19 protein-coding genes are annotated in these 26,060 nt (G+C 63.5%); 6 read left to right on the top strand and 13 right to left on the bottom strand.

The window, feature by feature from the left end; all coding sequences use genetic code 11:
* Positions 1-12: 12 nt before the first annotated feature.
* The gene (locus MWN76_RS06875) at positions 13-1,140 is read right to left on the bottom strand and encodes a GNAT family N-acetyltransferase/peptidase C39 family protein (RefSeq protein ID WP_250460467.1); all 1,128 of its coding nucleotides are present in this window, start codon (positions 1,138-1,140) and stop codon (positions 13-15) included.
* Positions 1,141-1,290: 150 nt separating this feature from the next.
* Here MWN76_RS06875 and MWN76_RS06870 point away from each other — a divergent pair, with 150 nt between their 5' ends.
* Positions 1,291-2,766, top strand: a complete 1,476-nt coding sequence (locus MWN76_RS06870) for a RimK family protein (RefSeq protein WP_250460465.1) — start codon at positions 1,291-1,293, stop codon at positions 2,764-2,766.
* A gap of 170 nt (positions 2,767-2,936) precedes the next feature.
* Here the strand turns inward: MWN76_RS06870 and MWN76_RS06865 are convergent, their stop codons facing one another.
* Positions 2,937-3,818 (bottom strand): LysR family transcriptional regulator, encoded by an 882-nt coding sequence (locus MWN76_RS06865; protein ID WP_250460463.1) that lies wholly within the window; start codon positions 3,816-3,818, stop codon positions 2,937-2,939.
* A 159-nt stretch (positions 3,819-3,977) separates the two neighbouring features.
* On the opposite strand from MWN76_RS06865, the gene MWN76_RS06860 reads away from it, so the two are divergent.
* Positions 3,978-4,754 (top strand): ferredoxin--NADP reductase, encoded by a 777-nt coding sequence (locus tag MWN76_RS06860; RefSeq protein ID WP_250460461.1) that lies wholly within the window; start codon positions 3,978-3,980, stop codon positions 4,752-4,754.
* Between the two features lie 289 nt (positions 4,755-5,043).
* Entirely contained in the window at positions 5,044-5,586 is a 543-nt protein-coding gene (locus MWN76_RS06855) for a lipocalin family protein (RefSeq protein WP_250460460.1), read from the top strand.
* A 49-nt stretch (positions 5,587-5,635) separates the two neighbouring features.
* On the opposite strand, the gene MWN76_RS06850 is transcribed toward MWN76_RS06855, so the two are convergent.
* The 10 genes from MWN76_RS06850 to MWN76_RS06805 form a co-directional block, all read right to left on the bottom strand.
* Positions 5,636-7,333: a hypothetical protein gene (locus MWN76_RS06850; RefSeq protein ID WP_250460458.1), complete on the bottom strand. Its 1,698-nt coding sequence runs from the start codon at positions 7,331-7,333 to the stop codon at positions 5,636-5,638.
* Positions 7,326-9,563, bottom strand: coding sequence for a DUF4175 domain-containing protein (locus MWN76_RS06845; protein WP_250460456.1), 2,238 nt, complete (start codon positions 9,561-9,563; stop codon positions 7,326-7,328). Before MWN76_RS06845 ends, MWN76_RS06850 begins: the two co-directional genes overlap by 8 nt.
* Entirely contained in the window at positions 9,560-10,741 is a 1,182-nt protein-coding gene (locus MWN76_RS06840; RefSeq protein ID WP_250460454.1) for a BatA domain-containing protein, read from the bottom strand. Before MWN76_RS06840 ends, MWN76_RS06845 begins: the two co-directional genes overlap by 4 nt.
* 1 nt (position 10,742) lies before the next feature.
* Positions 10,743-11,648 carry a DUF58 domain-containing protein gene (locus MWN76_RS06835; RefSeq protein WP_250460452.1) on the bottom strand — a complete coding sequence of 302 codons (906 nt, stop codon included), beginning with the start codon at positions 11,646-11,648 and terminating at the stop codon, positions 10,743-10,745.
* A 4-nt stretch (positions 11,649-11,652) separates the two neighbouring features.
* On the bottom strand, positions 11,653-12,687 hold the full coding sequence (locus tag MWN76_RS06830; protein WP_250460451.1) for an AAA family ATPase: 1,035 nt from the start codon (positions 12,685-12,687) through the stop codon (positions 11,653-11,655).
* Between the two features lie 6 nt (positions 12,688-12,693).
* Positions 12,694-13,407, bottom strand: coding sequence for a DUF4159 domain-containing protein (locus MWN76_RS06825; protein WP_250460449.1), 714 nt, complete (start codon positions 13,405-13,407; stop codon positions 12,694-12,696).
* Between the two features lie 79 nt (positions 13,408-13,486).
* Positions 13,487-15,118, bottom strand: a complete 1,632-nt coding sequence (locus MWN76_RS06820) for a TldD/PmbA family protein (protein ID WP_250460447.1) — start codon at positions 15,116-15,118, stop codon at positions 13,487-13,489.
* A gap of 28 nt (positions 15,119-15,146) precedes the next feature.
* Positions 15,147-16,478 (bottom strand): TldD/PmbA family protein, encoded by a 1,332-nt coding sequence (locus MWN76_RS06815; protein ID WP_250460444.1) that lies wholly within the window; start codon positions 16,476-16,478, stop codon positions 15,147-15,149.
* A 150-nt stretch (positions 16,479-16,628) separates the two neighbouring features.
* A complete protein-coding gene (locus MWN76_RS06810; protein ID WP_250460443.1) occupies positions 16,629-18,254 on the bottom strand; it encodes a TldD/PmbA family protein in 1,626 nt (541 codons plus the stop codon).
* Positions 18,255-18,592: 338 nt separating this feature from the next.
* Positions 18,593-19,975: a nicotinate phosphoribosyltransferase gene (locus MWN76_RS06805; protein WP_250460441.1), complete on the bottom strand. Its 1,383-nt coding sequence runs from the start codon at positions 19,973-19,975 to the stop codon at positions 18,593-18,595.
* A 308-nt stretch (positions 19,976-20,283) separates the two neighbouring features.
* On the opposite strand from MWN76_RS06805, the gene MWN76_RS06800 reads away from it, so the two are divergent.
* On the top strand, positions 20,284-20,928 hold the full coding sequence (locus MWN76_RS06800; protein WP_250460439.1) for a YqiJ family protein: 645 nt from the start codon (positions 20,284-20,286) through the stop codon (positions 20,926-20,928).
* 38 nt (positions 20,929-20,966) lie between these two features.
* Positions 20,967-22,655, top strand: coding sequence for a flotillin family protein (locus tag MWN76_RS06795; RefSeq protein ID WP_250460438.1), 1,689 nt, complete (start codon positions 20,967-20,969; stop codon positions 22,653-22,655).
* 304 nt (positions 22,656-22,959) lie between these two features.
* On the opposite strand, the gene MWN76_RS06790 is transcribed toward MWN76_RS06795, so the two are convergent.
* On the bottom strand, positions 22,960-24,027 hold the full coding sequence (locus MWN76_RS06790) for an alpha/beta hydrolase (RefSeq protein WP_250460436.1): 1,068 nt from the start codon (positions 24,025-24,027) through the stop codon (positions 22,960-22,962).
* A gap of 193 nt (positions 24,028-24,220) precedes the next feature.
* Here MWN76_RS06790 and MWN76_RS06785 point away from each other — a divergent pair, with 193 nt between their 5' ends.
* Positions 24,221-26,059 carry an FG-GAP repeat domain-containing protein gene (locus tag MWN76_RS06785; RefSeq protein ID WP_250460434.1) on the top strand — a complete coding sequence of 613 codons (1,839 nt, stop codon included), beginning with the start codon at positions 24,221-24,223 and terminating at the stop codon, positions 26,057-26,059.
* The last annotated feature ends 1 nt before the right edge of the window (position 26,060 follow it).

The raw sequence follows: 26,060 nt of genomic DNA, 5'->3' as shown, positions 1-26,060 counted from the left end.
ATGACAGGTCAGTCAATAGTCTTTTGATGACTTGCGGATAAGTACCGCAGTGCGCAGCTTCTCTTTGCCAAATAGCGACATGCTGACAAAATCCTCCCGCGCGATCGGCAGGTCGCGGCTGTCCAGCGGATTCTGTTCGTCATCGCTGTCCGGATCGTGGACATAGAGACACTCCCCGTCGATACCGGTCAGGGTCACCCAGTGCGGCACCTTTTTGCCGTCCAGGCGGTAGGTGCTGATCAGCAACAGTGCCAGCGCCCCTTCCTCCAGCCACTGCTGCAACTGCTCCTGGGTAAACTCCCGTTCAATGACGGGAATGCCGGCGGTTGCCGCGGCGGAGCGGAAATCCGCATCCACGCGGGCAATGACTGCACGTTTTGCCTGGGTGCGCACACTGTCGGCAAACAGCGGTGTGCGCTGGTTCAGGTAGACGGCGCAGTCGAAACCGCGCGCCCGCATCGCCAGCGCCAGGCCGATCGGGTGGCAGCCGCCGGTGCCGGAGGTCATGAATATGGTGGTGGCTTCGCGCCACAGGGCCAGCTCCTCACTGGCCGAGGGCCGATAGTCGGCGTCCAGCGCCGCCATCGCCATCATCGCCGCCGCCGGTCCGCAGGTGAAATCGGTGGTCTGGCCGTACCAGGGTACCCTTGCGCTCAGCAGGTTCTCCGGCCGGTAGCGAATACGCTTCTGCATGCGCAGCGCATTGCCGTCGTCTTCGTAGTAGTTGGCGTAGCTGCCGAAGGTGCGGTAGCCGAGCTGCTGGTAGAGGGCGATGGCCGCGCGGTTGTCCTCCGCCACCTCCAGGCGCATGAACAGCCGGCCGCTGTGGCTGCTCGCCTCCTCGGCCGCTGACAGCAGCGCCTTGCCGATCCCCTGGCCGCGCCCTCGGGGGCCCACGGCCAGCGAGTAGAGCCGCGCCAGCCGCGTGCCGCGGCGCAGCAGCACCAGCACATAGCCGAGCAACTGCTCCTCCCGCTCCGCCACCAGGAACACCCGGTTTTCCGCCGCCACCCAGTGGCGCAGCCGGCGGCGGCTGAGGCGGTCGCTGTCGAAACAGGCCTGCTCCAGTGCGTGCAGCGCGGGCGTGTCGGCGGCTCCGACCGGGCGGATGGAAAAGTGCGGATAGGGGGACGCGGGCATACTGGCATCCGCCGGATGGCGGCTGATTGAACCGCGAAATTGCGGCGGAAAAAGAGTAGGAGAAATCGTCAGAAAAAGATAGGTGGATGAGTTTTTTTCCACTATCTTTCGCGCAACCGACCATTCCCTTTTTGAGGCGCCTATTCTCCCATGTCCCAGGTGCTAATCGTGATCGACCGGCCGAGCGACTGGGGTCCCTACTACCCCAGCGAGCGGGTCATCACCTTCGCCGAATACCTGCAGCTGCCGGCCCGCCAGCAGCGCGTGCGGGTCATCAACCTGTGTGCCGACTACGACTACCGCGCGGAGGGTTACTACTGCTCACTGCTGGCGGAGGCCCGCAGTCACCGCGTGTTGCCGAGCGTACGCACGTTGAATGACCTGTCGGTGCCGCAGTTGTACAAGCTGCAGCTGGCGCCGGTGATGCCGGCCCTGAGCAGGCTGCGCCCGCCGGCGGACTCCGGTCGTCGCATGGTGGTGAAGTCCTTTTTCGGCCAGTGCGCGGAACCGGCGTTGCAACCGCTGGCGCGCCTGCTGTTCGACCGCTTTGCCTGTCCGGTACTGGAAATCCATCTCGCCTGTGAGGAATCCTGGGAGATTGTCGACCTGCGCATCTGTTCCCACCGGGAGCTGGGCGACGAGGAGGAGACACTGTTCGCGGAGGCGCTGGACCGGTTCAGCAAGCAGGTCTGGCGACCGCGTAAAAAGAGCGAGAACAGCCGCTACGACCTGGCGATCCTGGCCAACCCGGAGGAGCCGCTGCCGCCGTCCGATGCCGCCGCGCTGAAAAAATTTGCCCGCGCCGGCCGCGAGCTGGGTTTTGCCGTGGAGATGATCGGCCCCGCGGACTATATGCGCCTGTCGGAATTCGATGCGCTGTTTATCCGCGAGACCACCGCCATCGATCACCACACCTATCGCTTTGCGAAAAAAGCGGAGGCGGAGGGATTGGTGGTGCTGGACGATCCGACCAGCATCCTGCGCTGCACCAACAAGATTTACCTGGCCGACCTGTTCGCGACCCACCGGGTACCGGCGCCGAAAACCTGTATCCTGCACCGCGGCGATGAGTCGGGTCTGCAGAAAGCGCTGGCGGAGCTGGGCCTGCCGATGGTGATCAAGATTCCCGACGGTTCCTTTTCCCGCGGCGTGGTCAAGGTCCACAGCGAGGAGGAATTGCGGGACAGGGTGGGGGAACTCTTTGCCGAATCCAGCCTGGTGCTGGCACAGGAATTCCTGTACACGGAATTCGATTGGCGTGTCGGTGTGCTGAACAACAAGCCGCTGTATGCCTGCCGCTATTACATGGCGAAAAACCACTGGCAGATCTACAACCACGGCAACAAGAAAAACAGCAGTGGCAGCTTTGCCACCCTGCCGACGTTCGAGGTGCCGAAAGCCGTGTTGCGGGCCGCGCTCAGGGCGACCCGGCCCATCGGCAGCGGGTTTTACGGTGTGGATGTAAAGGAATCTGCCGGCAAGGGTTACGTGATCGAGGTAAACGACAATCCCTCCATCGACAGCGGCGTGGAAGACAAGTACCTGGGGCGCGAACTCTACCGCCTGATCATGCAGGAATTTCTCCGGCGACTGGACGCGCGCCGCGCGGGGCAGCAGCAAAACTGAAGCCGACACTGCGTTGAGCCACCACAATCGCTATCCGTAGGGGCGAACCTTGTGTTTGTGCTTGATGGGGGCTGCCGTTAGCAGGGTCGCCACCAAACTAGCTAACAACAAAAGAGTGGAGCAAAAAGGTGAAAACAGGGTTCGCTCCGACATTCGACAATGTGTACCTGTCACGGCATCTGCCGACAAAGCTCCAGCCAGCGCTCGATCCCCGCACTGCGATATTTCTGCCGGTGCAGCGCAAAATAGAACTCGCGGCGGAAATCCCGTTGCGGTACCGGCAGTTCCACCAGTGAGCCGCGCTTCAGTGCATCGGTCAGTGACACCCGGGAGAGGCAGCTGATTCCGAGACCGGCTTCCACCGCGCGCTTGATCGCCTCGGTGTGTTGCAGTTCCAGCAGGATATGCAATTCCGGCAGCAACCCGGCCAGGCCGCGCTCGAAAGTCTGGCGGGTGCCGGAGCCGGGTTCGCGCACTATCCAGGTGGCGGCACACAGGTCTTTGTCGCTGAGGCGCTTGCGCCCGGCCAGCGGGTGGTCCGGCGCGCAGAACACCACCAGTTCATCGTCCCGCCACGGGATCATCTCCAGGTCCGGGTGATTGAGTTCGCCCTCGATCAGTCCCAGGTCCAGCTCGAAATTCAGTACCCGCTCGGCAATGGCCGCGGTGTTGGCCACGTCCAGCTCCACCCGGGTGCCGGGCTGTTCCGCCATATAGCGGGCCATGACGCTGGCGGCCAGATAGTTGCCAATGGTCAGCGTAGCGCCTATCTTGAGCCGCCCCAGATCGCGGTGGGTGGCCAGGGTCTGCTCCAGCTCGCGGGCGCGTTCCAGCAGCTCCTCGGCGCGGGGCCACAACTGGCGGCCCAGCTCGTTCATGCGCAGGCGCTTGCCGGTGCGCTCGAACAGGCGCAGCTCGAACTGGTGTTCGAACTCCTTCAGCGCGGTGGAGGCGGCGGACTGGGACATGTTCAGGCTCTCCGCCGCGCGGCTCACGTTCTCGTAGTGGGCGCAGGCGAGAAAGACTTCCAGTTGGCGTAGGGAATAGCGCACGGCGGATTTCCAAACTATCTGAATAATCGATAACGAATATCGAAATATCCCATTTTGCCAATAGATCTTCCAGGGCTAGAATTCAATCATCCAGAGAAATCAGGAATAAGCAGTTCTAAATTTAGACTTAATTTGCATATAAGCTGTTGATAGAAAGTTATGAGTAATTTGAATGTAGAGAAGGTGCTCGACGTCCATCACTGGAACGACACCCTGTTCAGTTTCAAGACCAGCCGCGACCCGGCTTTCCGCTTCGAGAACGGTCATTTCACGATGATCGGCCTGCAGCAGGATAACGGCCGTCCGCTGCTGCGCGCATACTCTATCGCCAGCGCCAACTACGAGGACGAGCTGGAGTTCTTCAGCATCAAGGTGCAGGACGGCCCGCTCACCTCGCAGCTGCAGAAGATCAAGCCCGGCGACGAGATCTATGTCAGCCGCAAACCCACCGGTACCCTGGTGGCGGATCACCTGCTGCCCGGCAAGCGCCTGTGGCTGCTGTCCACCGGCACCGGCCTGGCGCCTTTCCTGAGCATCATCAAGGATCCGGATGTCTACGAGCGCTTCGACCAGGTGATCCTGACCCACGGCGTGCGATATGTATCCGAGCTCGCCTACCGCGAACAGATTGAAGAAGAGCTGCCGCAGCACGAGTACTTCGGCGAGACGATCCGCGACCAGCTGCTCTACTACCCCACGGTCACCCGCGAGCCCTTCCGCAACAACGGTCGCCTGACCGAACTGATGACATCCGGCAAGATCTTCAAGGATCTCGGCGTACCGCAGCCGAATGTCGAGGAAGACCGCTTCATGCTCTGCGGCAGCCCGGCGATGCTGAAGGACCTGACCAAGATCCTGGACGAGCGGGGCTTCAGCGAGACCCGTGCGGGTATCCCCCACGAATATGTGATCGAGCGGGCCTTCGTCGAGAAATAATTTTTCGGGACCCGGGAGCGGGCCGCAGGCCCGCTCTACCCATCTCCGGGACAGAACAGCGGCGTCGGTACTCCGGAAACGCCAGTGCGACGGATTGCGCAGGGAGAGACTACGGACATTGCGTTTTCGGAGTGTCGACCCCGGTGTCCTGTCGCCTGTCGCGCTTCGGTACACACTTCCAGTGACGTTGTCTTTTGCAAACCACCCATCCGGGTGGTTTTTTTGTGCCTGTTGTTTCGATCCGCCGGCGCGGCCGCAGCGTATAGACTGGAAGAAAGGAGGTACCCCGGTGAAAAGATTGCGACCACTCATCCTGGCGGCGTTTGCGCTTACCCTGGCGTCCTGCACCGGCGTTCCCGAGGGGGTGACGCCGGTGCAGGATTTCCGGCTGCAGCCCTATCTCGGCCGCTGGTACGAAATCGCGCGCCTGGATCACTCGTTCGAACGCGGCCTGACGCGGGTCACGGCGGACTACAGCCTGAACCCGGATGGCTCGGTGCGGGTGATCAACCGCGGTTACGATGCGCGGGAAGGCGAGTGGCAGCAGGCGGAGGGTCGCGCGGTGTTTGCCGGCGACGAGAATAGCGGCCACCTCAAGGTGTCCTTCTTCGGGCCCTTCTATGCGTCCTACGTGATTATCGAGCTGGACAGCGACTATCGCTATGCGCTGGTCAGCGGCTACAACCGCGAATACCTGTGGATACTCTCCCGCTCCCCGCAACTGGCGCCGGAGACCCGCGAGCGGCTGGTGCGCCGCGCCGCGGAGCTGGGCTTCCCCACCGGGCAGCTGATTTTTGTCGAACAGTCCGGGGCCGCCGCGGGAGATTTGTGAGAAATACGCGCGAGTGGCGTATTGGTTACCTGACTGTGCGAGCGAACCACTAACTCTTCAGCGTTCTTCGTTCCAGCAGCCAGGTCAGCGACAACAGCAACAGTAGCGCCAGCGCGATCCAGGGCCGCGGCAGCGGTGTGCGTGTGTCGCCGCTGCCCGACGGCGGTCCCAGGCGTGCGGTGGCCATCTGGCGGCTGTCGGCGCTGGCGAGATGTGCCTGCCACCGGGGCCAGTCCTGTTCGGCAAAGATATAGAAGGCCCTGCCGGCCTCCGCGTTTCCTTCCCCGGTCAGTCCGTACCAGCCCGCCCGCGGCGGCCAGTAGCTGTAGCAGTTGCCGTCCGCGTTGTTCGGGGCCGGTACGCCGTTCAATGAATCCTCGTCGCTACTGCGATTTTCCAGCGGAGTCAGCTGCACGCTGCCGTCGAGTTCCGGGCTGCACAGTGTCATGCGCCGCCCGGCGCGCGGCAGTGGATTCTGCAGCGACAGCGGCGCGCGACCGCCGCGGTGGGCCAACTGGCGATCGAGCAGGGTTTTCCACAGGCGGGCAAATTCCGCCGCGTGGCCGGTGGTGAGCCAGCGGTGGCTGCGGTCGAACAGCACAAAGCCCTCGGAAAGACTGCCGTTGCTGCGGGCCCAGTAGGCGGTACCGGCGCGGCTGTGCAGCGTGATATCGCCGGCCTGGGGCCGCTGCGGCTGGTAGCCGGTCAGCAGCAGCGGTGGTACTTCCTGTGGTGGCTGTGGCAGCGGACTGCCGCTCTCCACGGGTGCGATCGCCCGCAGCGCCATACCGCGGGTGCGGGCATAGTCCAGGAAGCCCGCCGGGCTGTCCGCACCCACCAGCCACAGCAGGGATTTCTCCGCGGTGATTTCCCCGAGCCGTGCCCGTTGCGCCCGGCTCAATTGCGGCCACAGATGGCTGTCCAGGATCAGCAGGTCGAAGGGGCCGTCGGGATCCAGCGGGTTGTCGGGGACCTTCTCGAGACCGTTATAGGACTGCCGCCGCACAACGTCCGGCGCCAGGCGGGTAATCACCTGCGAGCGCACACCGGACTGGCGCAGCCAGCGCGACAGGGCGCCGCTCTCGAAATCCGCGCGCGCCAGCCACAGCAGCACCGCCGGGCGCTCGGCCCCGTGCACGGTCACCGGCACCGGTTGTCGCGCCTCGCCGGCGGCGCCGTCGATACGCAGCCGGTAGAGCCAGCGCCCAGCCAGTTTTGGTGTGTCCCGCAGCTGCGCGCTGCCGCCGTCGGTACTGTCGGCAGAGTCCACCACCGCGCCGAAGGGATCTTCCAGGCTGACGCGGGTGCCGGGTTCGATGCCGGTAACCGCGATGTGCAGCGGCTCGCCCAGATGCAGTTGCCGCGGCCAGCGGGCGGATCTGTCGCTCGGGGCGGTTTGTGCGGGGCGGGCCATCTCCAGGCGCACCGGCGGCAGATCGCGCAGCGCATCGCGCTCGAGTCCGGTGTCGAGGGCCAGGCGCTCGAGTTGCGCGACTTCCGGCCGCGCCAGCGACCTGCTTGCGGAGGCGGGTGTCGGTGCTACGGCATCGAGGTCCGCCTGCAGTGTCGCCCGCTGCGGCGCTGGCAGCAGCGCCGGTGGCTGCCACAGCGCCCATACCAGCACCCAGATTGCCAACTGCAGAGCCGACGCCGCCAGGCGCCGCACACTGTGTCGCTGCCGTTTCCAGATCAGCGCCAGCGACAGCAACGGCACGGCGATACAAAGCGCCGCAATCCAGCTATTCATGGGCGGCCTCCGCGGGGGTCGAATGCTGCAGCCAGTCGGCGAAACTGCCGGCGGGCGCGCGCTCCAACGGCAGCGATGGCTGTGCTGTGGGCGCCGGCAGCAGCTGGTAGAGTAGGGCGGACAGTTGCGCGCGGCAGTCTTCGCAGTCCGGGCGCTGGCGCGCCAGGCGCAGGGTCTTGGACAGTTCCACCCGCAGTTGCGGATCCCGCTCCAGCGCGCCCAGGGATTGCAGTGGTTGCGCGGCCTCCGCATCCGGCACATCGCCACCGCGCACCTGTGCCAGCAGTTCGAGCAGTTGCTCCCGTTCGCCCGCGGCGCGCTCGCCCTGCGCCGGCGGGACATCAACCTCGTCGCGCTCGCCCGTCAGGCGGCGGCTCTGGTCCAGCGGCGGTGTCTCGAAACCCACGCGCTGCAGGTAGATACGCGAGGCCTGCTGCACTTCCTTGATAAAGCGCAGCGCGCGATGCTGGTCGGGCAGGGAGGCGCGCGGTTCGATCACCGACAGGTCGCGCCAGGCACTCCACATGGCGTTCAGCGCGCTGCGCAGCAGCTCCTTGGTTTTCGGGTCGAACAGTGTCGCGTGTTCGGAAGTGTCGTGGCTGTGGCCGGCCGCGGCCACGACACCGGTGGCGTCGCCGAACTGCTGGCCGCCGCCGCTTTCCCCGGGATGGCTATCGCCGTGGGAGTGGCCGCCGTGCTCGCCCCCATGTTCCTCACGATGGTGGTCATGGCCATTTTCTTCTTGATGTTCCTCGCCATGTCCGTCTCTATCTTCCCCGCTGCCTGGGCTTTCGCCAGCGTGCTCCGTGGCCGAGTCCTCCTCGCCGAGAAAGCGGCCGTAGCGCAGGCGCAGCAGTTTCTGCTCGTGGGCGAGGGATTCCGAGCGCTCGCGGAAATCCGCCTCGCTGAGGGTTTCCCGCTCCTCCAGCAGTGCCTCGGTATCAATGATCAGCTGGCGCTGGCTGCGGAAATATTCCGGCAACACCTTGATCGCCATGCCCTCGGCGTCGCTGAGACCGAAGATCTCCTGTTGCGGCCAACGCAGAACAAAGTGTTGGCTGTCGGCGATATTGGCGCCGGCCGCGCGGTTGTCGCGGGCGCGCAGAAACCAGTAGAGCTCGTCGCCGGGCTCGATCTCGAAGCGCTGTGCCGGTACGGAAAAACGGTAGCGGAGGCTGCCGGCACTGCCGCCCGCCGGCTGCAGCGGCACACGCTCCTCGCGGAAGCGCACGTTCTCGCCGCTGCCGCTGGCCAGGGTGATGCGCAGCTCGGTATCCGCCACGGCGAAATCGTCATTCACCTGTACATCCACCTGCAGTAGCGTCCGGTCTTCCGTCGTACTGACCACGGTGACGTTGTCCCGCGGAATGCGGAAGTCGAATTCCGGCGGCCGGTCGGCGGTGATATCGATATTGTGCATCGCCGGCAATAGCGTTTCGCTGCCGCCGCGATTGACGGACAGCTGGTAGAAATCGGTTTCGCCGACGGTGCGGACAAGTTGCCAGTCGCGGCTGGGCAGCGGAGCGGATGGCTGGAACGCGAAATTCCGCTGTGCGGCCAGCATTGTCAGGCCGTCAGCCGGTTTGTTGAGGGCGACTCGCCAGGTGATCCGCGACTGCTCCGGCGCGCGCACCTGCAGCGACTGGGTCGACGGCGCCAGGCCGGTGTAGGCCGGCGGTTCTATCCCGGTGGAGGCCGTTTCCACGGCGAGTGGCTGCGGCGCAGTCGTTTCCGCGGCGGCAGCACTGGTGGGCCCGGCTGTTTCCGCCGGCAGTGAATCCATGGCCAGGTAGAGAAACAGCCCCAGGCAGGCGCCGGCGGCGTTGACCAGCGGGCTGCGCAGGTGGGTCGGGCGAAAAGCTGCAAAGGCGTTGTCGTCCAACAGTTGCTGCAGGGTTCCGGCGGTGCGTCGACGCTGCAGTTGCGGCAGTTTTTCCAGTTTTTCTTCGGGTTGCAGCAGCAGTGCGCTGCTGTCCTGCAGGTCCGCGAAGTGGCGATCGAGTTGCGAGCAGATTTCTGTTTTCGACGGCCGCCAGCGGCGGTCCAGTAGCAATGCCAGAACCACTGGCGCCACCACTGCGGCGAGGCTCCATGCGGGCCACTGCCAAAAGCGATGGCCCTGCCAGGCGATACCGGCAGCGAGCAGGGTCAATGCCGCATAGGGCAGCAGGGCGCGGTTGCGCCAGTGTCGCGCCGCGCGCGCCAGCAGTTTTCCGGAAGGCTGCGTCACGGCTGCACCTCAGGCTTATCGGGTCCGCTGCCGGTTTCCGACTCGGGCCGGCGCAGGGCCAGCAGCCGCTCCAGCGCCAGCAGCAGGGCGAGTGCGATCAGCAGTGTCGGTGAGAGAGGTTCGGGACGCGCCGGTGTCACCGCCGTGTCGGGTAGCTGTCGCGCCGGCGGCGCATCGATGGACCAGCGCGGACGGCCGTCGGCCTGCCGCGCCCAGTCCTGCGCCGACCATTCGCGCCACAGCCGCCGGGGCAGGTCGGCGCGGTGATAGAAGCCGGCGCTGTGCCAGTCGTCGCGGTAGCGCAGCCAGCTGCCGCGACCGATGGCGGCGGCTTCCAGCCGTTGCCCGTCGACCGCAGTGAACGGCACCTGCGCCGACTGCACGCGGCGGTCGCTGATCAACAGCCCGCCGCCCTCGACAAACGCCCGCACGGCGGCGGGCAGCTCGCCCGCGTTGTTGTAGATCAGCCAGTCCTGCTGTCGCGGATCGAGTGTTGCGGCGCTGTGCAGTGGTTGCAGCGCGACTTGCGACAGCGACTGTTCGGCAATCGCGTCGATGGCCGGCCGCAACCACTGTGGTTCCGGGCCCAGCACCGCAATCTGCGGCACGGTGTTGTCCGTATGCCGTTCGCGTTGCAGTGCATGCCACTGCCAGTGGGGACTGGTTTCGAGCAGGCGATAGCCGCTGGGATTCTGCGCGTTGCGCAGCAGTATCTGTGCGCGGCGGTATTCCGCCCGCGCTGCCAGCGTACCCAGGGTGCGCCACAGGTCCGGCGCCGGCGGTCGCGGCGCGTCGATGGAACGTGGTTGCCGCTGCAGCCATTCGGCCCGGGCGATATCGTCGCGCCCGGCGAGGAATTCCCGCAGCTCGGTGCGGCCGACACGCGGATCCACCAGCAGCAGGCCGCTGCCGTCTCCGGCATCTCGCGGCAGCAGCGGCTGCGCCAGGGCCAGCACCAGCAGCGCGATCAGCAGCAGGCGCAACGCCAGCAGTGGTTTGTCCCGCAACAGCCAGCGCTTCTGGCTGCGCCGATGTTTCGGCAGCAGCCAGTGGGCGGCGGCGAAGGTGATTTGCCGCGGGCTGCGGCGACGCAGCAGGTGCACCAGCAGCGGGATCGACAGCGCGCCGAGCAGCCACAGCCAGTGCGGCGACAGCCATGAAGCGTACAGCCACTGCATATCAGCCGATCCCCGCCGAACCGTGAATGGAGTGCGCATCGATAAAGCGGCGCAGTCCGGTTTCCAGTGGCCGCTCGATGGCGACGCTGGTCAGCGGACACTGCTGTGCGGCGAAGCGGCTGGCGAGATTTTTCTGTGCGGCGGCAAACGCGCGCAGGTAGTCGGCGCGCTGCTGGCGGGCGCCCACTTCGGTAAAGCCCGGGGCCTCGGGATTGCGGATTTTCAACTCGCCGTCGAAGGGGAAGGTTTCCTCCGCTTCCACCAGCAGTTGCAGCGGCAGGCAGGGGCGACCGGCGGCGTGCAGGCGCGCGGCGAAGTCGCTGATCTCGCCGTTGTGTTCGAAGTAATCGCTTACCAGCACTGTCTGGCAGGGTTGGTCGAACTGCGGCCAGAGGCCTGCGAGCTGACGGTCATCGGGCCAGTGGCCGGCGGCCTCGAGGCGGTCCAGCGCCAGTGCCAGCTGTCGGTGATGGGCCTCGCCACCGCCTTCGGGTAGGCGTTCGAAGCCGCGGTCGTTCAGGGCGATCAGCGAGAAGCGGTCGCCCTGGTTGTGCAGCAGCCAGCACAGGGTCGCGATCCAGCATCTGGCGTACTGCAGTTTCGTCAGCGCCGGCACGGCAAAACTGGGCTGGGCCATGGAAGCGCTGGTATCCAGCAGGATACAGACGTGCATCTGGCTCTCCTGCTCTGCCTCGCGCACGAAATAGCGATCCGAGCGGGCAAAGAGCTTCCAGTCGATCTGGCGTATCGAATCGCCTGGCTGGTAGCTGCGGTACTGCTGGAACTCGATTCCCGCACCGCGGCGCCGGCTCTGCTGCGCGCCCAGCAGCATGCCCCCGGCGATATGGCGGGAAAGCCACACGAGATCGCGAGTGCCGGCCAGGGTCAGTGGCTCTATCGTCTGCACTGCGTCAGTCCCGCCCGGGCTCCGCCACCGTTGCCAGCAGTTCGTCGATGACCTGCTGCACCGATACGCCATCGGCCTGGGCCTGGAAACTGAGCAGCATGCGGTGGCGCAGCACCGGCAGCAGCAGCGCCTGCACATCGGCGCGGGTCACCGCCAGGCGCCGCTGCAGGAAAGCGCGCGCCCTGGCCGCCAGGACCAGCGCCTGTCCGGCGCGCGGGCCGGCCCCCCATTTGATCCAGCGGCCGAGATTGCCGTCGCCGTCGGCGCGGGTGGCGCGCACCAGTTGCGCGATATAGCGGTACAGATCGTCGCTGACGGATACTTCGCGCACCAGCGCCTGTGCCGCCAGCAGCGTTTCCGCGTCCACACAGGTCTCCGCCTGCGCGGATTGACTGCCGGTGGTCGCGCGCAGTATCTCGATCTCGTCGCGCTCGTCGGGATAGTCGATATGGATATTCAGCAGGAAGCGGTCCAGCTGCGCTTCGGGCAGCGGATAGGTGCCGGCCTGTTCGATCGGGTTCTGGGTGGCCAGCACGAAATAGGGATCCGGCAGCTTCATGGTCTCGCCGGCGACGGTGACGGCGTATTCCTGCATCGATTCCAACAGCGCGGCCTGGGTTTTCGGCGGCGTGCGGTTGATTTCATCGGCCAGCAGGATATTGGTGAAGATGGGGCCGCGCTGGAATTTGAAGAAGCGCTTGCCGGTAGCGTGGTCCTCTTCGAGAATTTCGTTGCCGAGAATATCCCCGGGCATCAGGTCCGGGGTGAACTGCACGCGCTTGAAAGCCATCGCCGAGGCATCGGCCAGGGTCTTGACCAGCAGTGTCTTGCCCAGCCCGGGTACGCCCTCGAGCAGTGCGTGGCCGCGTGCCAGCAGGCAGATCAGCATCTGTTCGACCACGTCGTGCTGGCCGACGATTACCTTGCCGATTTCCCGGGCCAGCCTGTCGAGCTGTTGCCAGTGCTGTTGCAGCTGCTGTTCGGTGCTCTTGTTTGGGGCCTGTTCGTGGGCATTTTTTTCGGGGGCGGTTGTCTGCATGGTGTTTCAGCTTGTCAGTGCGTAGATAACGATATTGACGGCAAATCGGGTGTTATCGATGGCCAGCCAGCGTTTGTTGCGGTAGTCGTAATCCCACTCGCAACCAAAATCCTTGTTGCTGTAGAGCACGGCGATACGGCCGTCGACGACGATCGCCTTCAGGTAGTCGTGCACCAGGTCGTCGCCCCAGCCGTTCAGCTCGAAACTGGTGACCGGCAGCTCGTCGAACTGGAAAAAGCAGTTGTACAGTTCATGGTTGTGCGGCAGTTTTTCCAGGCAGTTCTCACCGAACAGCTTGACCATCTGCGCCTCAAAGGATTTGGCAAACAGGCCGTCGATATCGTGGTTGCAGTCATCGACGAAAATGAAACCGCCGCGATTGACGTAATTGCGGAAGTTGCGTGCCTCGGACGCGGTAAACTCCACCAGCTTGTGGCCGGCCAGATAGCAGAAGGGTGCCAGCAGCATTTCCGGATCCGCCAGCGGCACGATGCGTTCGGTGGTGTCCACTTTCAGGTTGGTGTATTCGATCAGCGAATTCAGCACATTGGAGGGCATGCGCTGGTCCACGTCCCAGTCGCCGGATTCGTACATCAGGCGGGTGAAGTAGAAATCGTAGTCTTCCCTTGTGGCATTCTGCGTGTGCCCGGTGCCGGGCAAAGCGGCGCCAGTGCCGGCCAGCAACAGGGTGTGCAGAAATTGTTTGCGGGTGAGGGACACGATTACAGCTCGGGAACTTCTTTTATGAATCGATTATTTGCATCGTCATCCCGGCATCCGCCGGGATGACGGTTTTCTGTTAACCCAGCTTGCGCTTGGTATTGATCACATTCACCTCGTCAAAACGCGCGGTCGCGCTGCCGTGGGACACGGCGCTGACCTGGCTCGGCTGGCCCTTGCCGTCGAAGAAGGAGCCACCCAGGCGGTAGTCGCGCTGGTCACAGATCTGCGAACAGGAATTCCAGAATTCCTGGGTATTCGACTGGTAGGCGACGTCCTCGACCATGCCGGTGATCTCGCCGTTCTCGATCTCGTAAAACAACTGGCCGCCGAACTGGAAGTTGTAGCGCTGCTGGTCGATAGAGAAGGAGCCATCGCCGACGATGTAGATGCCTTTTTCCACATCCTTGATCATCTCTTTCACACTGAGCTCGTCTTTGCCCGGTGCCAGGGAGACGTTGGCCATGCGCTGGAACTGCACGCTGGACCAGCTGTCGGCGTAGCAACAGCCCTGGGATTCCTTTTCGCCCAGCATATGCACCTGGTCGCGGATCGCCTGGTAGTTCTCCAGCACGCCGTTTTTCACCAGGTCCCAGCGTTTGGTTTTCACACCTTCGTCGTCATAGCCGACGGCGCCGAGGGAGCCCGGCTGTAGCTTGTCGGCGAACAGGTTGACCTTGTCGCTGCCGTACTGGAACTTGCCGCTGCGCCACTTGTCGATGGTGGCGAAGGAGGTGCCGGCGTAGTTGGCCTCGTAGCCGAGAACGCGGTCCAGTTCCAGCGGGTGGCCGACGGATTCGTGGATTGTCAGCCACAGGTGGCTGGGGTCCAGTACCAGGTCGTACTTGCCCGGCTTGACGGATTTGGCCTTGAGCTTTTCCTGCGCCTGCTGTGCGGCCAGCTGTGCGTCCTCGACCATATCGTAGGAATCGCGGTACAGCACCGTCTGCGACTGGATCTTGTCCTCGGCGCGGCCGTCCAGGTATTCAAAACCGCGGCCGACCGGCTGGCTCAGGCCCTCGCGGGTGCGGAAGCCGCCGTCCTTCTTGTCCACCGCGGTGACACTGAACGGCGCCCAAAGCCGGTGCACGTCCTGGTCGATATAGGAGCCATCGGTAGAGGCGAAATACTTCTGCTCGTTGACCAGGTACAGCATGGAATTAACGAAGCTGGCGCCGGCGTCCAGTGCCGACTTGTTCACTTCCATCAGCAGGTCGACTTTCTCCGCCAGCGGAATGGTCATGGCGTTCTTCTGGATCGGCGTTTTCCAGCTCACTTCGCCGTGGCCTTTCACCGGCGCCAGCTGCACCGGTTCCTTCTGGTACCTGGCATTGGCCTTGGCAGTGGCCACCGCCTGCGCGGTGGCGCGGGCGATGCCGTCGCTGGTCATGTCATTGGTGGCGGCAAAACCCCAGGTGCCGTTGGCGATCACGCGCACGCCCATACCGATGGATTCGGTATTGACCACGTTCTGCACTTTCATCTCGCGGGTGATGACGTACTGGTTCAGGTAGCGGCCGATGCGCACATCGGCGTACTTGGCCCCCAGCTTGGTGGCGGTGTTCAGGGCCGCGTCCGCCAGCGCTTTCTTGGCCGCGACATCCATCCCACTGTGGAGCAGTTTGCTTTCCGCCACGACACTGCCGGACAGCGGCAGCATGGAAACACCCAGGCCAGCGCCGCTCAGCTGGAGAAACTTTCTTCTATCCATTGTTCTTATCCTCGCTTCGCTGTGGCCGTTATACGGCGTCGGAAAGGCTGCTGAAGGTGAAGTCGCGCACTTTGAGCGCGGGGATCATGGCGGAAAAACCGTACATGCCCACGCGTTCGGCGCGGCCCATGTCCTCGATATTGTTCAGCATGATCACCGGGCTTTCGTTGAAGCGGAAATTCTTGATCGGGTACTTGATCTCGCCGTTTTCGATATAGAAGGTGCCGTCGCGGGTCAGGCCGGTCAGCAGCAGCGACTGCGGATCGACCATACGGATATACCAGGTACGGGTCACCAGCACACCGCGGCGCGTCTTCTTGATCAGTTCCTCGGTGGATTTATCGCCGCCGACCATGATCAGGTTGCTCGGGGTGGGGATCGCCTTGTCGTCCGACTGGCTGGCCCAGTAGCGGCTGCGCGGCAGGTTTTCCACCACGCCGTCCTTGATCCAGTCGACCCGTTCCAGAGCCATATGGTCGTCTTCGGACCAGGGCTGTGCCGGCACGTTGAGGTCGGCGGGATCCGAGTAGAGATGTACGCGCTTGTCGAACATCTTCTCGCCGATGCGGCTGCCGCCGCCCTTCTTGCTCATGAAACTGCGGCCCTCATCGGCGGAGCGCGCATCGTAGTTCCACATCATGAAGCCGACCAGGCCGGACACGGCGGCGGGTTCGAGAATGACGGTGTACTTGCCGGGCTCCAGCGCGCGCGCTTCCTGGGACAGCACCGCCTTGTCGACCGCGGTGCTGGAAACCGAGCCGGTGCTCATGGCGGCGAAGTCGGTCACATCGCTCTGCGCCCAGCCCGAACCGAGGCCGTTCTCGGTGCGCATGGTGACGGTGAAATTGGCGGAGGTGGCGGCGTGGTAGCCGAACAGCCCGTTGCTGTTGGCTACCGCGGCAAAGGAGCGCGCGTCTTCCAGGTAGCCGGCGGCGACCACTTTCTTTTCCCGGGCGGCGATGATGGAATCCGCCGCGGCCTTGGCGCGCTGGTCCGGGGTGATCCCGGCGGTGGATTTGGCAAAGGCGTCCACGCTCTTGTACTTCTGCTTGCCCAGCAGCGGCATGGATTCCGGGTTGTCCGGCGACAGCTTGGCCAGTTCCTCGGCGCGGCGCATGACCTTCTCCAGTGCCGCATCGCTGAATTCGTTGATGGTGGCGATACCGGATTTCTTGCCAAAGCGCGCTTCCACCGCCAGCTCGATATCGTTGACGATGCCGCTGGTGGACACGCTGTTGCGGGCGTAGCGGATATTACCGGTCTCGGCGCCTGTCAGCTGCGCGCTGGCCCCTTCCGCCTTGCTGAATTTCAGCACCTTGTCGAGAATCTGCTTGGCTTCACTTCGGGATAAAATTGCCATTTTTGTTTGCTCCGAAACTTTATTGTTGTTCGCTTGACCAGAAAAACCTCAGGGCTTGTCATTGCGGCGAATGCCGGAATCCATCTGCCTGGGGGGTTGCTGGACTCCGGCCTGCGCCGGAGTGACGACAAAGAGTCGTTCTGGGTTTCCTCAGGAAAGTTTGCGTTTGGTATTGATCACGTTGATATTGTCGAACCGGCTCGTCGCACAGCCGTGGGACACGGCGCTGACCTGGCTCGGTTGGCCCTTGCCATCGAAGAAGGTGCCGCCCAGCCGGTAGTCGCTCTCGTCGCAGATGGCGCTGCAGGAATTCCAGAATTCCTGCGTGTTCGACTGGTAGGCGACATCCTCCACCTGGCCGACAATCTCGCCGTCCCTGATCTCGTAGAACAGCTGGCCGCCGAACTGGAAGTTGTAGCGCTGCTGGTCGATGGAGTAGGAGCCGCGGCCGAGGATATAGATGCCCTTTTCCACGTCGCCGATCATGTCCTCGACCGAATACTTCTCCTCTCCCGGCGCCAGCGACACATTGGGCATGCGCTGGAATTGCACGCTGGACCAACTGTCGGCGTAGGAGCAGCCGTGGGATTCCTTCTGGTCGATCATGTGTACCTGGTCGCGGGTGGCCTGGTAGTTCACCAGGATGCCGTCCTTCACCAGGTCCCAGTGCTTGGCCTTGACGCCCTCGTCGTCGTAACCGACGGCGCCCAGTGAGCCGCGCTGTGTGCGGTCGGCGAAAAAATTCACCCGCTCGCTGCCGTACTGGAATTTGCCGCTGCGCCACTTGTCCAGCGTGGCGAAGGAGGTGCCGGCGTAGTTGGCCTCGTAGCCGAGCACGCGATCGAGCTCCAGCGGGTGACCGACGGATTCGTGAATGGTCAGCCGCAGGTGCAGGGGTTCCAGCACCAGGTCGTACTTGCCCGGGTCGATGGACTTGGCCGACAGCTTGGCTTTCGCCTGCTCTGCGGCCAGCACCGCATCCTCGGCCATATCGTAGGAGTCGCCGTACAGCGTGGTCTGGCCGGGAATCTTGTCTTCCTCGCGGCCGTCCAGGTACTCGTAGCCGAGGCCCACCGGCGTGCTGAGGCCGTCGCGGGTCTTGAAGACACCGGTTTTCTTGTCCACCGCGGTAACCTGCATCGGCGCCCACAGGCGGTGGACATCCTGGTCGATATAGGAGCCGTCGCTGGAGGCGAAATACTTCTGTTCGTTGACCAGGTACAGGGAGCTGTTGACGAAGCTGGCACCGGCTTTCAGCGCGCTGTCATTCACATGCATCAGGTAGTCGACCTTCTCGCTGATCGGTACCTCCAAGGCATTCTTCCGGATCGGCGTCCGCCAGGAGGCCTCGCCCACACCTTCTACCGGCGCCAGCTGTACCGGCTCGCGTTGGTGTTTTGAGTTGGCCCTGGCCACGGCCACCGCCTGGCGCGCGGCCCGGGCGACGCCGTCCGGCGTCACGTCATTGGTGGCGGCAAAACCCCAGGTGCCGCCGGCGATCACGCGGATACCGACACCGAAGGACTCGGTGTTGACGATATTCTCGACGTTGGTTTCGCGGGTCAGCAGGAACTGGTTCAGGTAGCGGCCGATGCGCACATCGGTATAGCTGGCGCCGGCCTTGCGGGCGGTATTGAGCACGATATCGGCGAGGGTTTTCTTGTCCCCCGCATCCATGCCGTTGCTGGCGAGCTGTTCGGCGGAGACCGCGATACCGCTGACCGGCAGCAGGATACCGCCGGCACCGGCGAGCTTGAGGAAATTTCTTCTCTTCATTGTCCTCCCCGAGCTCCCGTACCTCCGCCTTGTGGGCCGGGCCGGGAAGCTGTTTATCGTTATTGTCCGCTGTTGTGGCGGCTGCAGCGCTCCAAACTAACACAGTTTGTCAGCCGGTGTCGGCTGCGAGCGAAACGCACAGCTAATCCTGCCGGCAGGCATTTGTAAAGCGTTGGAGCGCCGAGTTGAGGGCTGGCGGGGGCGAATGGTTGGGGTGCCTTGTGGCGGGGCATTCAACGCTATGCGGGGACCGGTTTGGTGCACATTGCGGTGTTCCCGGCGTGACTGGTGGAGGTGCTCACGTCTTGTGCGAGCGCTACCCGGCGGTTGTCGACCGGTTACAGTTCGGCTCGCTCGCGCACCGCTTCAAAGCTGTTTTCCACCAGTATGCGCCCGTCGCAATAGACGGGTCGCAACAGGTTCTGCCGTTCGCCCAGGTCTTCCAGGCGCACTGTCTCCATCTCGTCGGATGTGTTGCGTATCAGTGCCAGCCGGCCGCGCTTGGACTTTTTCTCCGGCCCGGTCACCGGGTCCTTGTAGACATCGTGCCAGCGGCCGTCGATGCGGATGGCGCTGGCTTTCATGGCGAAGCTCATGATGTCGCGGTTCAGCTTCTGCAGCAGCTCGCCGCCCATGCCGAAGGTAATATTGTCGGCGCTCTGCCTGCGCGCTTTCATCGCCTGCAGGATCTGGGGGATCGAATGGCGCGAGACGCCGTCGCCCTGGATGATGCGGATATAGTCCGGCAGCACCCGGTAGCTGCGGCTGTTTTCCTTCGCGCCGAAGATTTTCATCAGCCGCTCCAGGCTTTCGGTGACGATTTGCACCGGGTCGCCGGAATCCGGCCGCACCACCAGCGTGCCGCCGCTGTCGATCACCCGCTGTTTGAGGGTGCCGCCCCAGAGTTTGTCGATGGCATACCACAGGTCGTAGCTGTCGCTGACCACCGCCACCACTTTTCCCGGCCCGGCGAACTGGTCGAGCATATTGGCGTAGGCGTCCGCCTCCCGCTCTTTGCCCCAGGCGGTCATGGTGCTGTGCTCCGCCGCCGGGATGGAGAAACCGGCCATCTCCGCATCGTAGAAACGCCGCGCCGCCACCAGCCCGGACACGGTATCGGTGCCGTGGAAATTCACCAGGTGTGCCATGCCGCCGAGCATGGCGCTCTCCAGGCTGGTGGCGCCGCGGGCGCCGAAATCGTGCAGCATGTACGGCAGCGAATCGCGGGAGTCGGCGGTCTCGTCCAGGTAGTGGGCCAGGATCTTCTTGATCCCGCGGCTCTGGGTGGCGACGGTAATCGGGTACCAGAGCGCCCGCACCAGCGCCGTCTCCATATAGCTGGTGAGCCAGAAGCAGGCCGGGCAGGTGTTCACCACCTGCAGCATCACATTGTGCAGCGGCACCAGCGTGCCCTCCGGCACCGCCGAGATTTCCAGTGGCAGCAGGCCGCCGTGCTCCTCGAGGATATGCTCCCAGCCGGCGCGGTGAAACGGCAGCCCGTGAGCGTGCAGCATCTCCTCCGCCTCGTCGATATCGCCCATATGGATCGGCGTCTGCAGGTACTGGCGCAGGAACGCCTGCAGACCGAAAAACACCGCCTCCGGAAACTCGCCGCCACGGCATTCCACATAGCTGCTGACCTTTTCCGCCCCCGGCGGGTATTGCAGGTAGTGGCTGGCCTTGTAGCTGTCGACGTTCAGGATCAGGTTGTGCGATGTCATTGCTGTACCGTGAAAACGGGTTCCATCCCAAAAGCAAAGCACAGCCACCGCGCCGGCAGCGGCTCGGCCTGTGTGACCGGCGCTTCATGTTGCCCTTATCCCCGTCCCGTTCTCTCCGCTGTAATAGCGTGTAATTGATCGCTTTCGGACGTCTCTGTAATTTTGTACGGACTTTGGCGCCGATCGGTGGCCGCTGGCTGCGGGCGCCGGACGAAGGAGAAATGAATGAACGAACGACGGGCCCCGCGCAGCGGCAACGGGCGAATCCACGATGATCCCCGCAGAGCCTTGTCCGGGGTCGGTTTCTGATGGAATTCCTGCTCGAAGACGGCAACCAGCTGTTTACCGGCGCGCTGGTGCTGATGCTGATGATCGCGGTGCTGGAGCTGTTCATGGTGCTGGTCGGTATCGGCCTCTCGGACCTGCTCGACAACCTGCTGCCGGACCTGGACCTGAATGCGGAGATGCCCGATTCGGGGGCCGGTGGCGGGCTGGCGCGGCTGCTGGGATGGCTCCGCTTCGGCGAGGTGCCGGCGCTGATTCTGCTGGTCGCCTTCCTGGTCAGCTTCGGCGTGACCGGGCTGCTGATACAGATGCTGGCGCAATCCCAGGCGGGCGCGCTGTTACCCGCCTGGCTGTTGGCACTGCCGGTACTGCTGCTGTCGCTGCCGCAGGTGCGCCTGGCTGGCAACCTGTTGCGGCGCTTTGCCCTCGGAGACAGTACCGAAGCCGTGGGCCGCGACACCTTCGCCGGCTGCGTGGCCGTCATCACCGTCGGTGAGGCGGCGTCGGGCTCGCCGGCCGAGGCGCGCTTCAGCGACCGATACGGCACCAGTCACTATGTGATGGTGGAACCCTACGACGACGAAACCTTCAGCCGCGGCGATCGGGTGCTGCTGGTAGAGGCGTGGGGATCCGGCTTCCGGGTCATCGCCGCGCCCTCCGATGCCTGACCGGCAACAACCAAACTATAAAATATGGAGAACAAAAAGTGATTCAGAACCTTTCCAGTATCCTGACGATGGCCGGTGCGGTGCTCGTCGGACTGATTTTGATCGGCATCATTTTCGCGCGCCTGTATACCCGCGCATCCAAGGAGCGCTCCTTCGTGCGCACCGGCATGGGCGGGCAGAAGGTGATCATGAACGGCGGCGCGCTGGTGCTGCCGGTGCTGCACGAAATCATCCCGGTCAATATGAACACCCTGCGCCTGGCGGTATCGCGCAAGGAACACCAGGCGCTGATCACCAAGGACCGCATGCGCGTGGATGTACTGGCGGAGTTCTACCTGCGGGTGAAACCCGATATCGATGCCATCGCCAACGCCGCCCAGACCCTCGGCGTGCGCACCCTGGATCCGGAAGCGCTGAAGGAGATGATCGAGGGCAAGTTCGTCGACGCGCTGCGCTCGGTGGCCGCGGAAATGGAAATGGCGGAACTGCACGAGCAGCGCAGCCAGTTTGTGCAGAAGGTGCAGCAGGTGGTGTCCGAGGACCTGCTGAAAAACGGCCTGGAACTGGAATCGGTTTCCCTGACCGGCCTGGACCAGACCCACAAGGAATTCTTCAACCAGGACAATGTGTTCGACGCCGAGGGCTTGGCCAGCATGACCCGCTCGATCGAGGCGCGCCGCAAGGAGGTCAACGACGTCGAGCAGGAAACCATGGTGCAGATCGAGAAGAAAAATCTCGAGGCGGAGCGCGAAAAACTCGAAATCGAGAAGGAAAAACGCTACGCGCACCTGGAACAGCAGCGGGAAATCGAAAACCGGCAGGCGGCGCAGAAATCGAATATTGCCAAGGAGCTGGCCGCCCAGGAGCGCGCCGCGCGGCAGGCGGAAATCGAGGCCGAGCGGGAGGTCGACCAGTCGCGCATCTCCGCCGACCAGGCCACCAGGCTGCTGGAAATCGAGAAGGAGAAACGCCTGCAGGAGCAGGAGATCGAGCGCGAGCGGGTGCTGGATGAGCAGCGCATCTCCAAACAGAAGTCCGTGGAGATCGCCGAGCAGGAGCGCGCCATTGCGGTAGCGGAAAAATCCAAGGAGCAGTCGCTGGCAGACCAGCAGGCCAACGTGGCGCTGGCGGAGGCGGTCAAGGCCGAGGAGCAGGTCAACACCGCCAAGAATGTGGAGGTCGCCGAGCGCGACAAGCAGATCGAAATCATCGAGGCGCAGAAAGAGGCCGAGCGCCAGGCAACTGCGATCACCGTGGCCGCGGAAGCGGAAAAGGCGGCGGCCGAGGACAAGGCCGAGGCACTGCGCCTGCAGGCCAGCGCCGAGGCGGAATCCACCCGCATCAAAGTGGAGGCGGACCGCGAGAAATACGCCGTGGAAGCCGAGGGCCAGCGCCAGATGAACGAGGCCCTGAACAGTCTCAACGAGGCGCAGGTGGCACTGAAGAAAGTGCTCAGCCTGCACGAGAACCTGCCCAATATCATCCGCGAGAGCGTCAAGCCGATGGAGAGTATCGACGGCATGAAGATCATTTCCGTCGAGGGGCTGAGCGGTGTCGGCGATCGCGCCGGCGCGGTGGACGGGGATGGCAATGGCGGCAGTCAGAGCCTGCCGGAGGCACTCGTTGGCAGCGCGCTGAAACACCGCGCCATGGCGCCGCTGGTGGACTCGCTGCTGAAGGAAGCCGGGGTCGGCGACCTGAACCGGACGGTGGAAGCCGAAAGCTGATCGGCCCGGCCCGACGTTGTAGACGTTGTATCAAAGCCGCCCGGCGGCTGATGCCGGTCAGTTAAGCTACACTGTCGCCGCAAAGGCCCTGATGCCGGGTGCAGCCTTGCGAGACTGTCTGCGAGAGGGACCTCGCAGACAAGCCTACAGGGATGTATATACGGGGGGGCGCCTAGCCCGTGTCTCGCAAGGCTGCACCCGGTAGCAGGGCCGCCCCGAAGCCAGCCAAAGCCCCGTACAATCTCGTCTACCAAGCCTTTAGCTTAACTGACCGGTATTACGCCCGCCGGGCGGCCTTTTTATATCAACCCTTCGCGCGCAGGTGCCGGTCGAAAAACGCAATCATATCGTCCAGCGTATCCGGCGCATCCTCCTCGAAACAGTTGCCGAGAAACTCGTTGCAGCCGGTATCCAGAAACGCGTGGTTCTTGCCCTGGTAGACCTTGTACTCGATCGGCTGGCCCGCCGCGCGCATCTTGTCGACGAACGCCTTGACCGCCTCCGGCGGTGTGGTTTTGTCCTCGCTGCCGACATGGGCAAACACCGGTGGCAGCCGGTATTCGTCGGCATTTGGAATCCGGTACAGCGGTGACACCGCGCGGTAGAGATCGGGGTCCTGTTCCGGACTGATTTTGTCGCAGAAGATGCCGCGCGGTTTGGCGCCGGCCCACTGCCAGAAGCCGTTGGCCTCGGTTTCGAAACCGCCCCTGGCGGCGGAGTAGAGATCGAAGGCGCCGTAGCTGAGTACCGCCGCCTGCACCGCCAGGCCGTCGGCGGCGGCCACCTGCTCGGCGGTCCTGCCCTCCGGCAGGTAAGTGGGTTTGAAGGCCTGCCGCGCGCGGGTGAAGCCATCGCTGGACAGGTCGCGCCCGGCGGTCAGCAGCATCGCCGCCAGGTGGCCGCCGGCACTGTCGCCGGTAATCGCGATCCGTGCCGGGTCGCCGCCGTAGTCGGCGATATGGTCCTTGACCCAAAGCAGGCCGCCGAACACATCCTCGATGATTTCACTCATCAACGTCTGGTTGCCATTGTCCACCAGCAGCCGGTAGTTCATGTTGGCGACCACGAACTCGCCCTGTTCCGCCAGGTAGCGGGCGGTGGCGTCCATGATGCTGTTGTCGTTCACCAGCCAGCCACCGCCGTGGTAGATCACCACCACCGGATAGCTGTCGCCATCACCATCACCTGTGGGTTGGAAGATATCTGCTGTCAGCGAGACACCGGCGGGGCTGGCCCAGCGCAGATCCCGATGGACCTCCACCGTCACCTCGGCAGCGGTCGATGCGGCGTTGGTCATGGGGGTGCCGGGCGATTCAGCGGCTGTCAGTGGCATCGCGCTGCAGAGCAGCAGTGTCCAGAGAGTGCGGCGCATAGGAAGATCCTGTGTTCTGTGACCGGGTGACAATTGGCCCGCTGCAGTGTTTGTCGGTCGCCATTGCCGCTTTTGTCGCAGTGGCGGCTGCAGTTGAAGCGGCAATATGGCGCCGGTATCTTTGTTATCGAGGTACATTGGAAAAAATGTACAAGATTTTCACATTAATAAAAACGTTAGTCAGGGAGTCGTGATGAAAACAGTGAACCGGTATGGGGTAGCCGCCCTGTTGGGGGCCAGCGCGTTGCTGGGCGGGTGCGGCGGTGGTTCCGGCAATGATTCCGGCAGTGGTGGGGACAACGAAGAGATGCTCGCTACCCAAAACATCGACATGCCGTTAAATGTTGATGAGTTGAGTGACTTTATCTCGGTCGATCCTACCACGCCTATGCAGGAAAGCCGCTGCGAGATCGACCGGCAACCAGAGGCCGGCGAGCTTATCGAGGTGGAACCCTGTCTCTATCGATACCAGCCGCGCAGTGGTTTTCTCGGCGACGATCAGGCGGTGATCAATATCCTGGGTGAGAGCTACGAAGACACCGCGATGCGCCAGCGGTTCGAGATCCACTTCTCGGTGCGCCTGCGGGAAATAGACCTGGAAGCCCTCGGGGAGGCTGGTGTGGAGAATGTTGTCACTTTCCGGGTATCGCCGGACGACTATTCGCCGCGCAACGATGTCGCCGCGCTCGGAGACTTCAACGGCGACGGACGGGATGATTTCGGCATCCTGTACAAGCCCGGGGAGACGAGCTTCCAGCAAATGGCGGTGATTTATGGCCGCAGCCAGTTCGACAGCCACTACAACCTGCTGGAGTGGCCGGAAAACATGGCGGCGTCGCAGGGTCACCATTTCCAGTGGCAGGAGTTCCTGTGGGATGTCAGCACGCTCGGCGATTTCAATGCCGACGGTTACGACGATATTGCCATCGGCGATCGCGTCTCGGTGACCATATTTGGCGCTGCCAATCCGCAGGATGACCCCTACACGGAAATCGTCGACCACAACAATACCGACGCGGGCCTGCGCACGGCGACGTTCAATGCGATCGTATCCGGCGAGTCCCGTTACAACACCCGCGGCGTGGGGGATGTCAACGGCGACGGCGCCACCGATCTGGCGATGACCGGCGTCGAACCCACGGAGGTGGGCTACGGACAGTTTTTTGTCGTGCCCGGTGGCGCCGATGTCAGTGCCATTCCATCCACCGACGCCGAGTACGGTATCCACACCTTCCAGATGGTCGAGGCCGGTTATGCCGGAGACAGTTTCGGCTGGATACCGCAGGATGGCTTTGGCGACGTCAACGGCGACGGCATCGACGACCTGCTCACCGCCGAATTATCCATGAATGACCAGGCAGAAGGGCGCGCCTACCTGTTCTACGGCCATGGCAACTTCCCCCGCGTCACCACGGTGGACACTTTTGCGCAGACGATTGCCGGCGGCACGGTGATCACCTCCACGGCGGAAACCGGGACTCGTCTCGGTCGCTGCCTCGCCATCGTCAACGACCTCAACGGCGATGGGCTGGATGAAATCGCCCTGGCCCAGGCGGGCAACGATGACGGCAGTCCCGGGCGGTTGCGCATCATCTATGGCAGCGGCGACTTGCCGCAGACGCTGGCAATGCTTTCGGAGGACACGGTATTTGATCAGGCGCCCAATGGTGGCTTCTCCGTGATTGGCAGCGACGCCTGTAGGGCCCTGTCCGTGGGCGATGTGAACGGCGACGGCTACAACGACCTGGCCGTTATGGATACGCATGAAACATATATCAGTGCAGGCAGCTTTACCCTGATCTACGGTGGCCCCGATATACCGGCCGAGCTACCGCTGTACGAGCGCTCCAACCGAACGGTGCTGTTCTATACCGGCGGTGTCTCGTTGAGCGGCTTTACCGGCGAAGTCACGACCGTGGCCGGTGTGGGCGACGTCAATGGTGATGGATTTGACGATATGCTGGTGCCGACCCGTGAAAATGAAAACAACAATGTCATCCTGATACCGGGAGGCAGCCACTTCTCCAGATAAG

The organism is Microbulbifer litoralis, from assembly GCF_023634065.1.
GTDB lineage: Bacteria > Pseudomonadota > Gammaproteobacteria > Pseudomonadales > Cellvibrionaceae > Microbulbifer > Microbulbifer litoralis.
The sequence above is the reverse complement of the archived record's forward strand: the minus strand, read 5'-3'. Positions and strand labels throughout refer to the sequence as shown.

What these genes read in the sequence shown, in the direction of transcription:
- MWN76_RS06875 (WP_250460467.1), bottom strand. Translation starts at nt 1,140, where the DNA reads ATGCCCGCGTCCCCCTATCCGCACTTTTCCATCCGCCCGGTCGGAGCC.
- MWN76_RS06870 (WP_250460465.1), top strand. Translation starts at nt 1,291, where the DNA reads ATGTCCCAGGTGCTAATCGTGATCGACCGGCCGAGCGACTGGGGTCCC.
- MWN76_RS06860 (WP_250460461.1), top strand. Translation starts at nt 3,978, where the DNA reads ATGAGTAATTTGAATGTAGAGAAGGTGCTCGACGTCCATCACTGGAAC.
- MWN76_RS06850 (WP_250460458.1), bottom strand. Translation starts at nt 7,333, where the DNA reads ATGAATAGCTGGATTGCGGCGCTTTGTATCGCCGTGCCGTTGCTGTCG.
- MWN76_RS06840 (WP_250460454.1), bottom strand. Translation starts at nt 10,741, where the DNA reads ATGCAGTGGCTGTACGCTTCATGGCTGTCGCCGCACTGGCTGTGGCTG.
- MWN76_RS06830 (WP_250460451.1), bottom strand. Translation starts at nt 12,687, where the DNA reads ATGCAGACAACCGCCCCCGAAAAAAATGCCCACGAACAGGCCCCAAAC.
- MWN76_RS06820 (WP_250460447.1), bottom strand. Translation starts at nt 15,118, where the DNA reads ATGGATAGAAGAAAGTTTCTCCAGCTGAGCGGCGCTGGCCTGGGTGTT.
- MWN76_RS06815 (WP_250460444.1), bottom strand. Translation starts at nt 16,478, where the DNA reads ATGGCAATTTTATCCCGAAGTGAAGCCAAGCAGATTCTCGACAAGGTG.
- MWN76_RS06810 (WP_250460443.1), bottom strand. Translation starts at nt 18,254, where the DNA reads ATGAAGAGAAGAAATTTCCTCAAGCTCGCCGGTGCCGGCGGTATCCTG.
- MWN76_RS06805 (WP_250460441.1), bottom strand. Translation starts at nt 19,975, where the DNA reads ATGACATCGCACAACCTGATCCTGAACGTCGACAGCTACAAGGCCAGC.
- MWN76_RS06800 (WP_250460439.1), top strand. Translation starts at nt 20,284, where the DNA reads ATGGAATTCCTGCTCGAAGACGGCAACCAGCTGTTTACCGGCGCGCTG.
- MWN76_RS06790 (WP_250460436.1), bottom strand. Translation starts at nt 24,027, where the DNA reads ATGCGCCGCACTCTCTGGACACTGCTGCTCTGCAGCGCGATGCCACTG.
- MWN76_RS06785 (WP_250460434.1), top strand. Translation starts at nt 24,221, where the DNA reads ATGAAAACAGTGAACCGGTATGGGGTAGCCGCCCTGTTGGGGGCCAGC.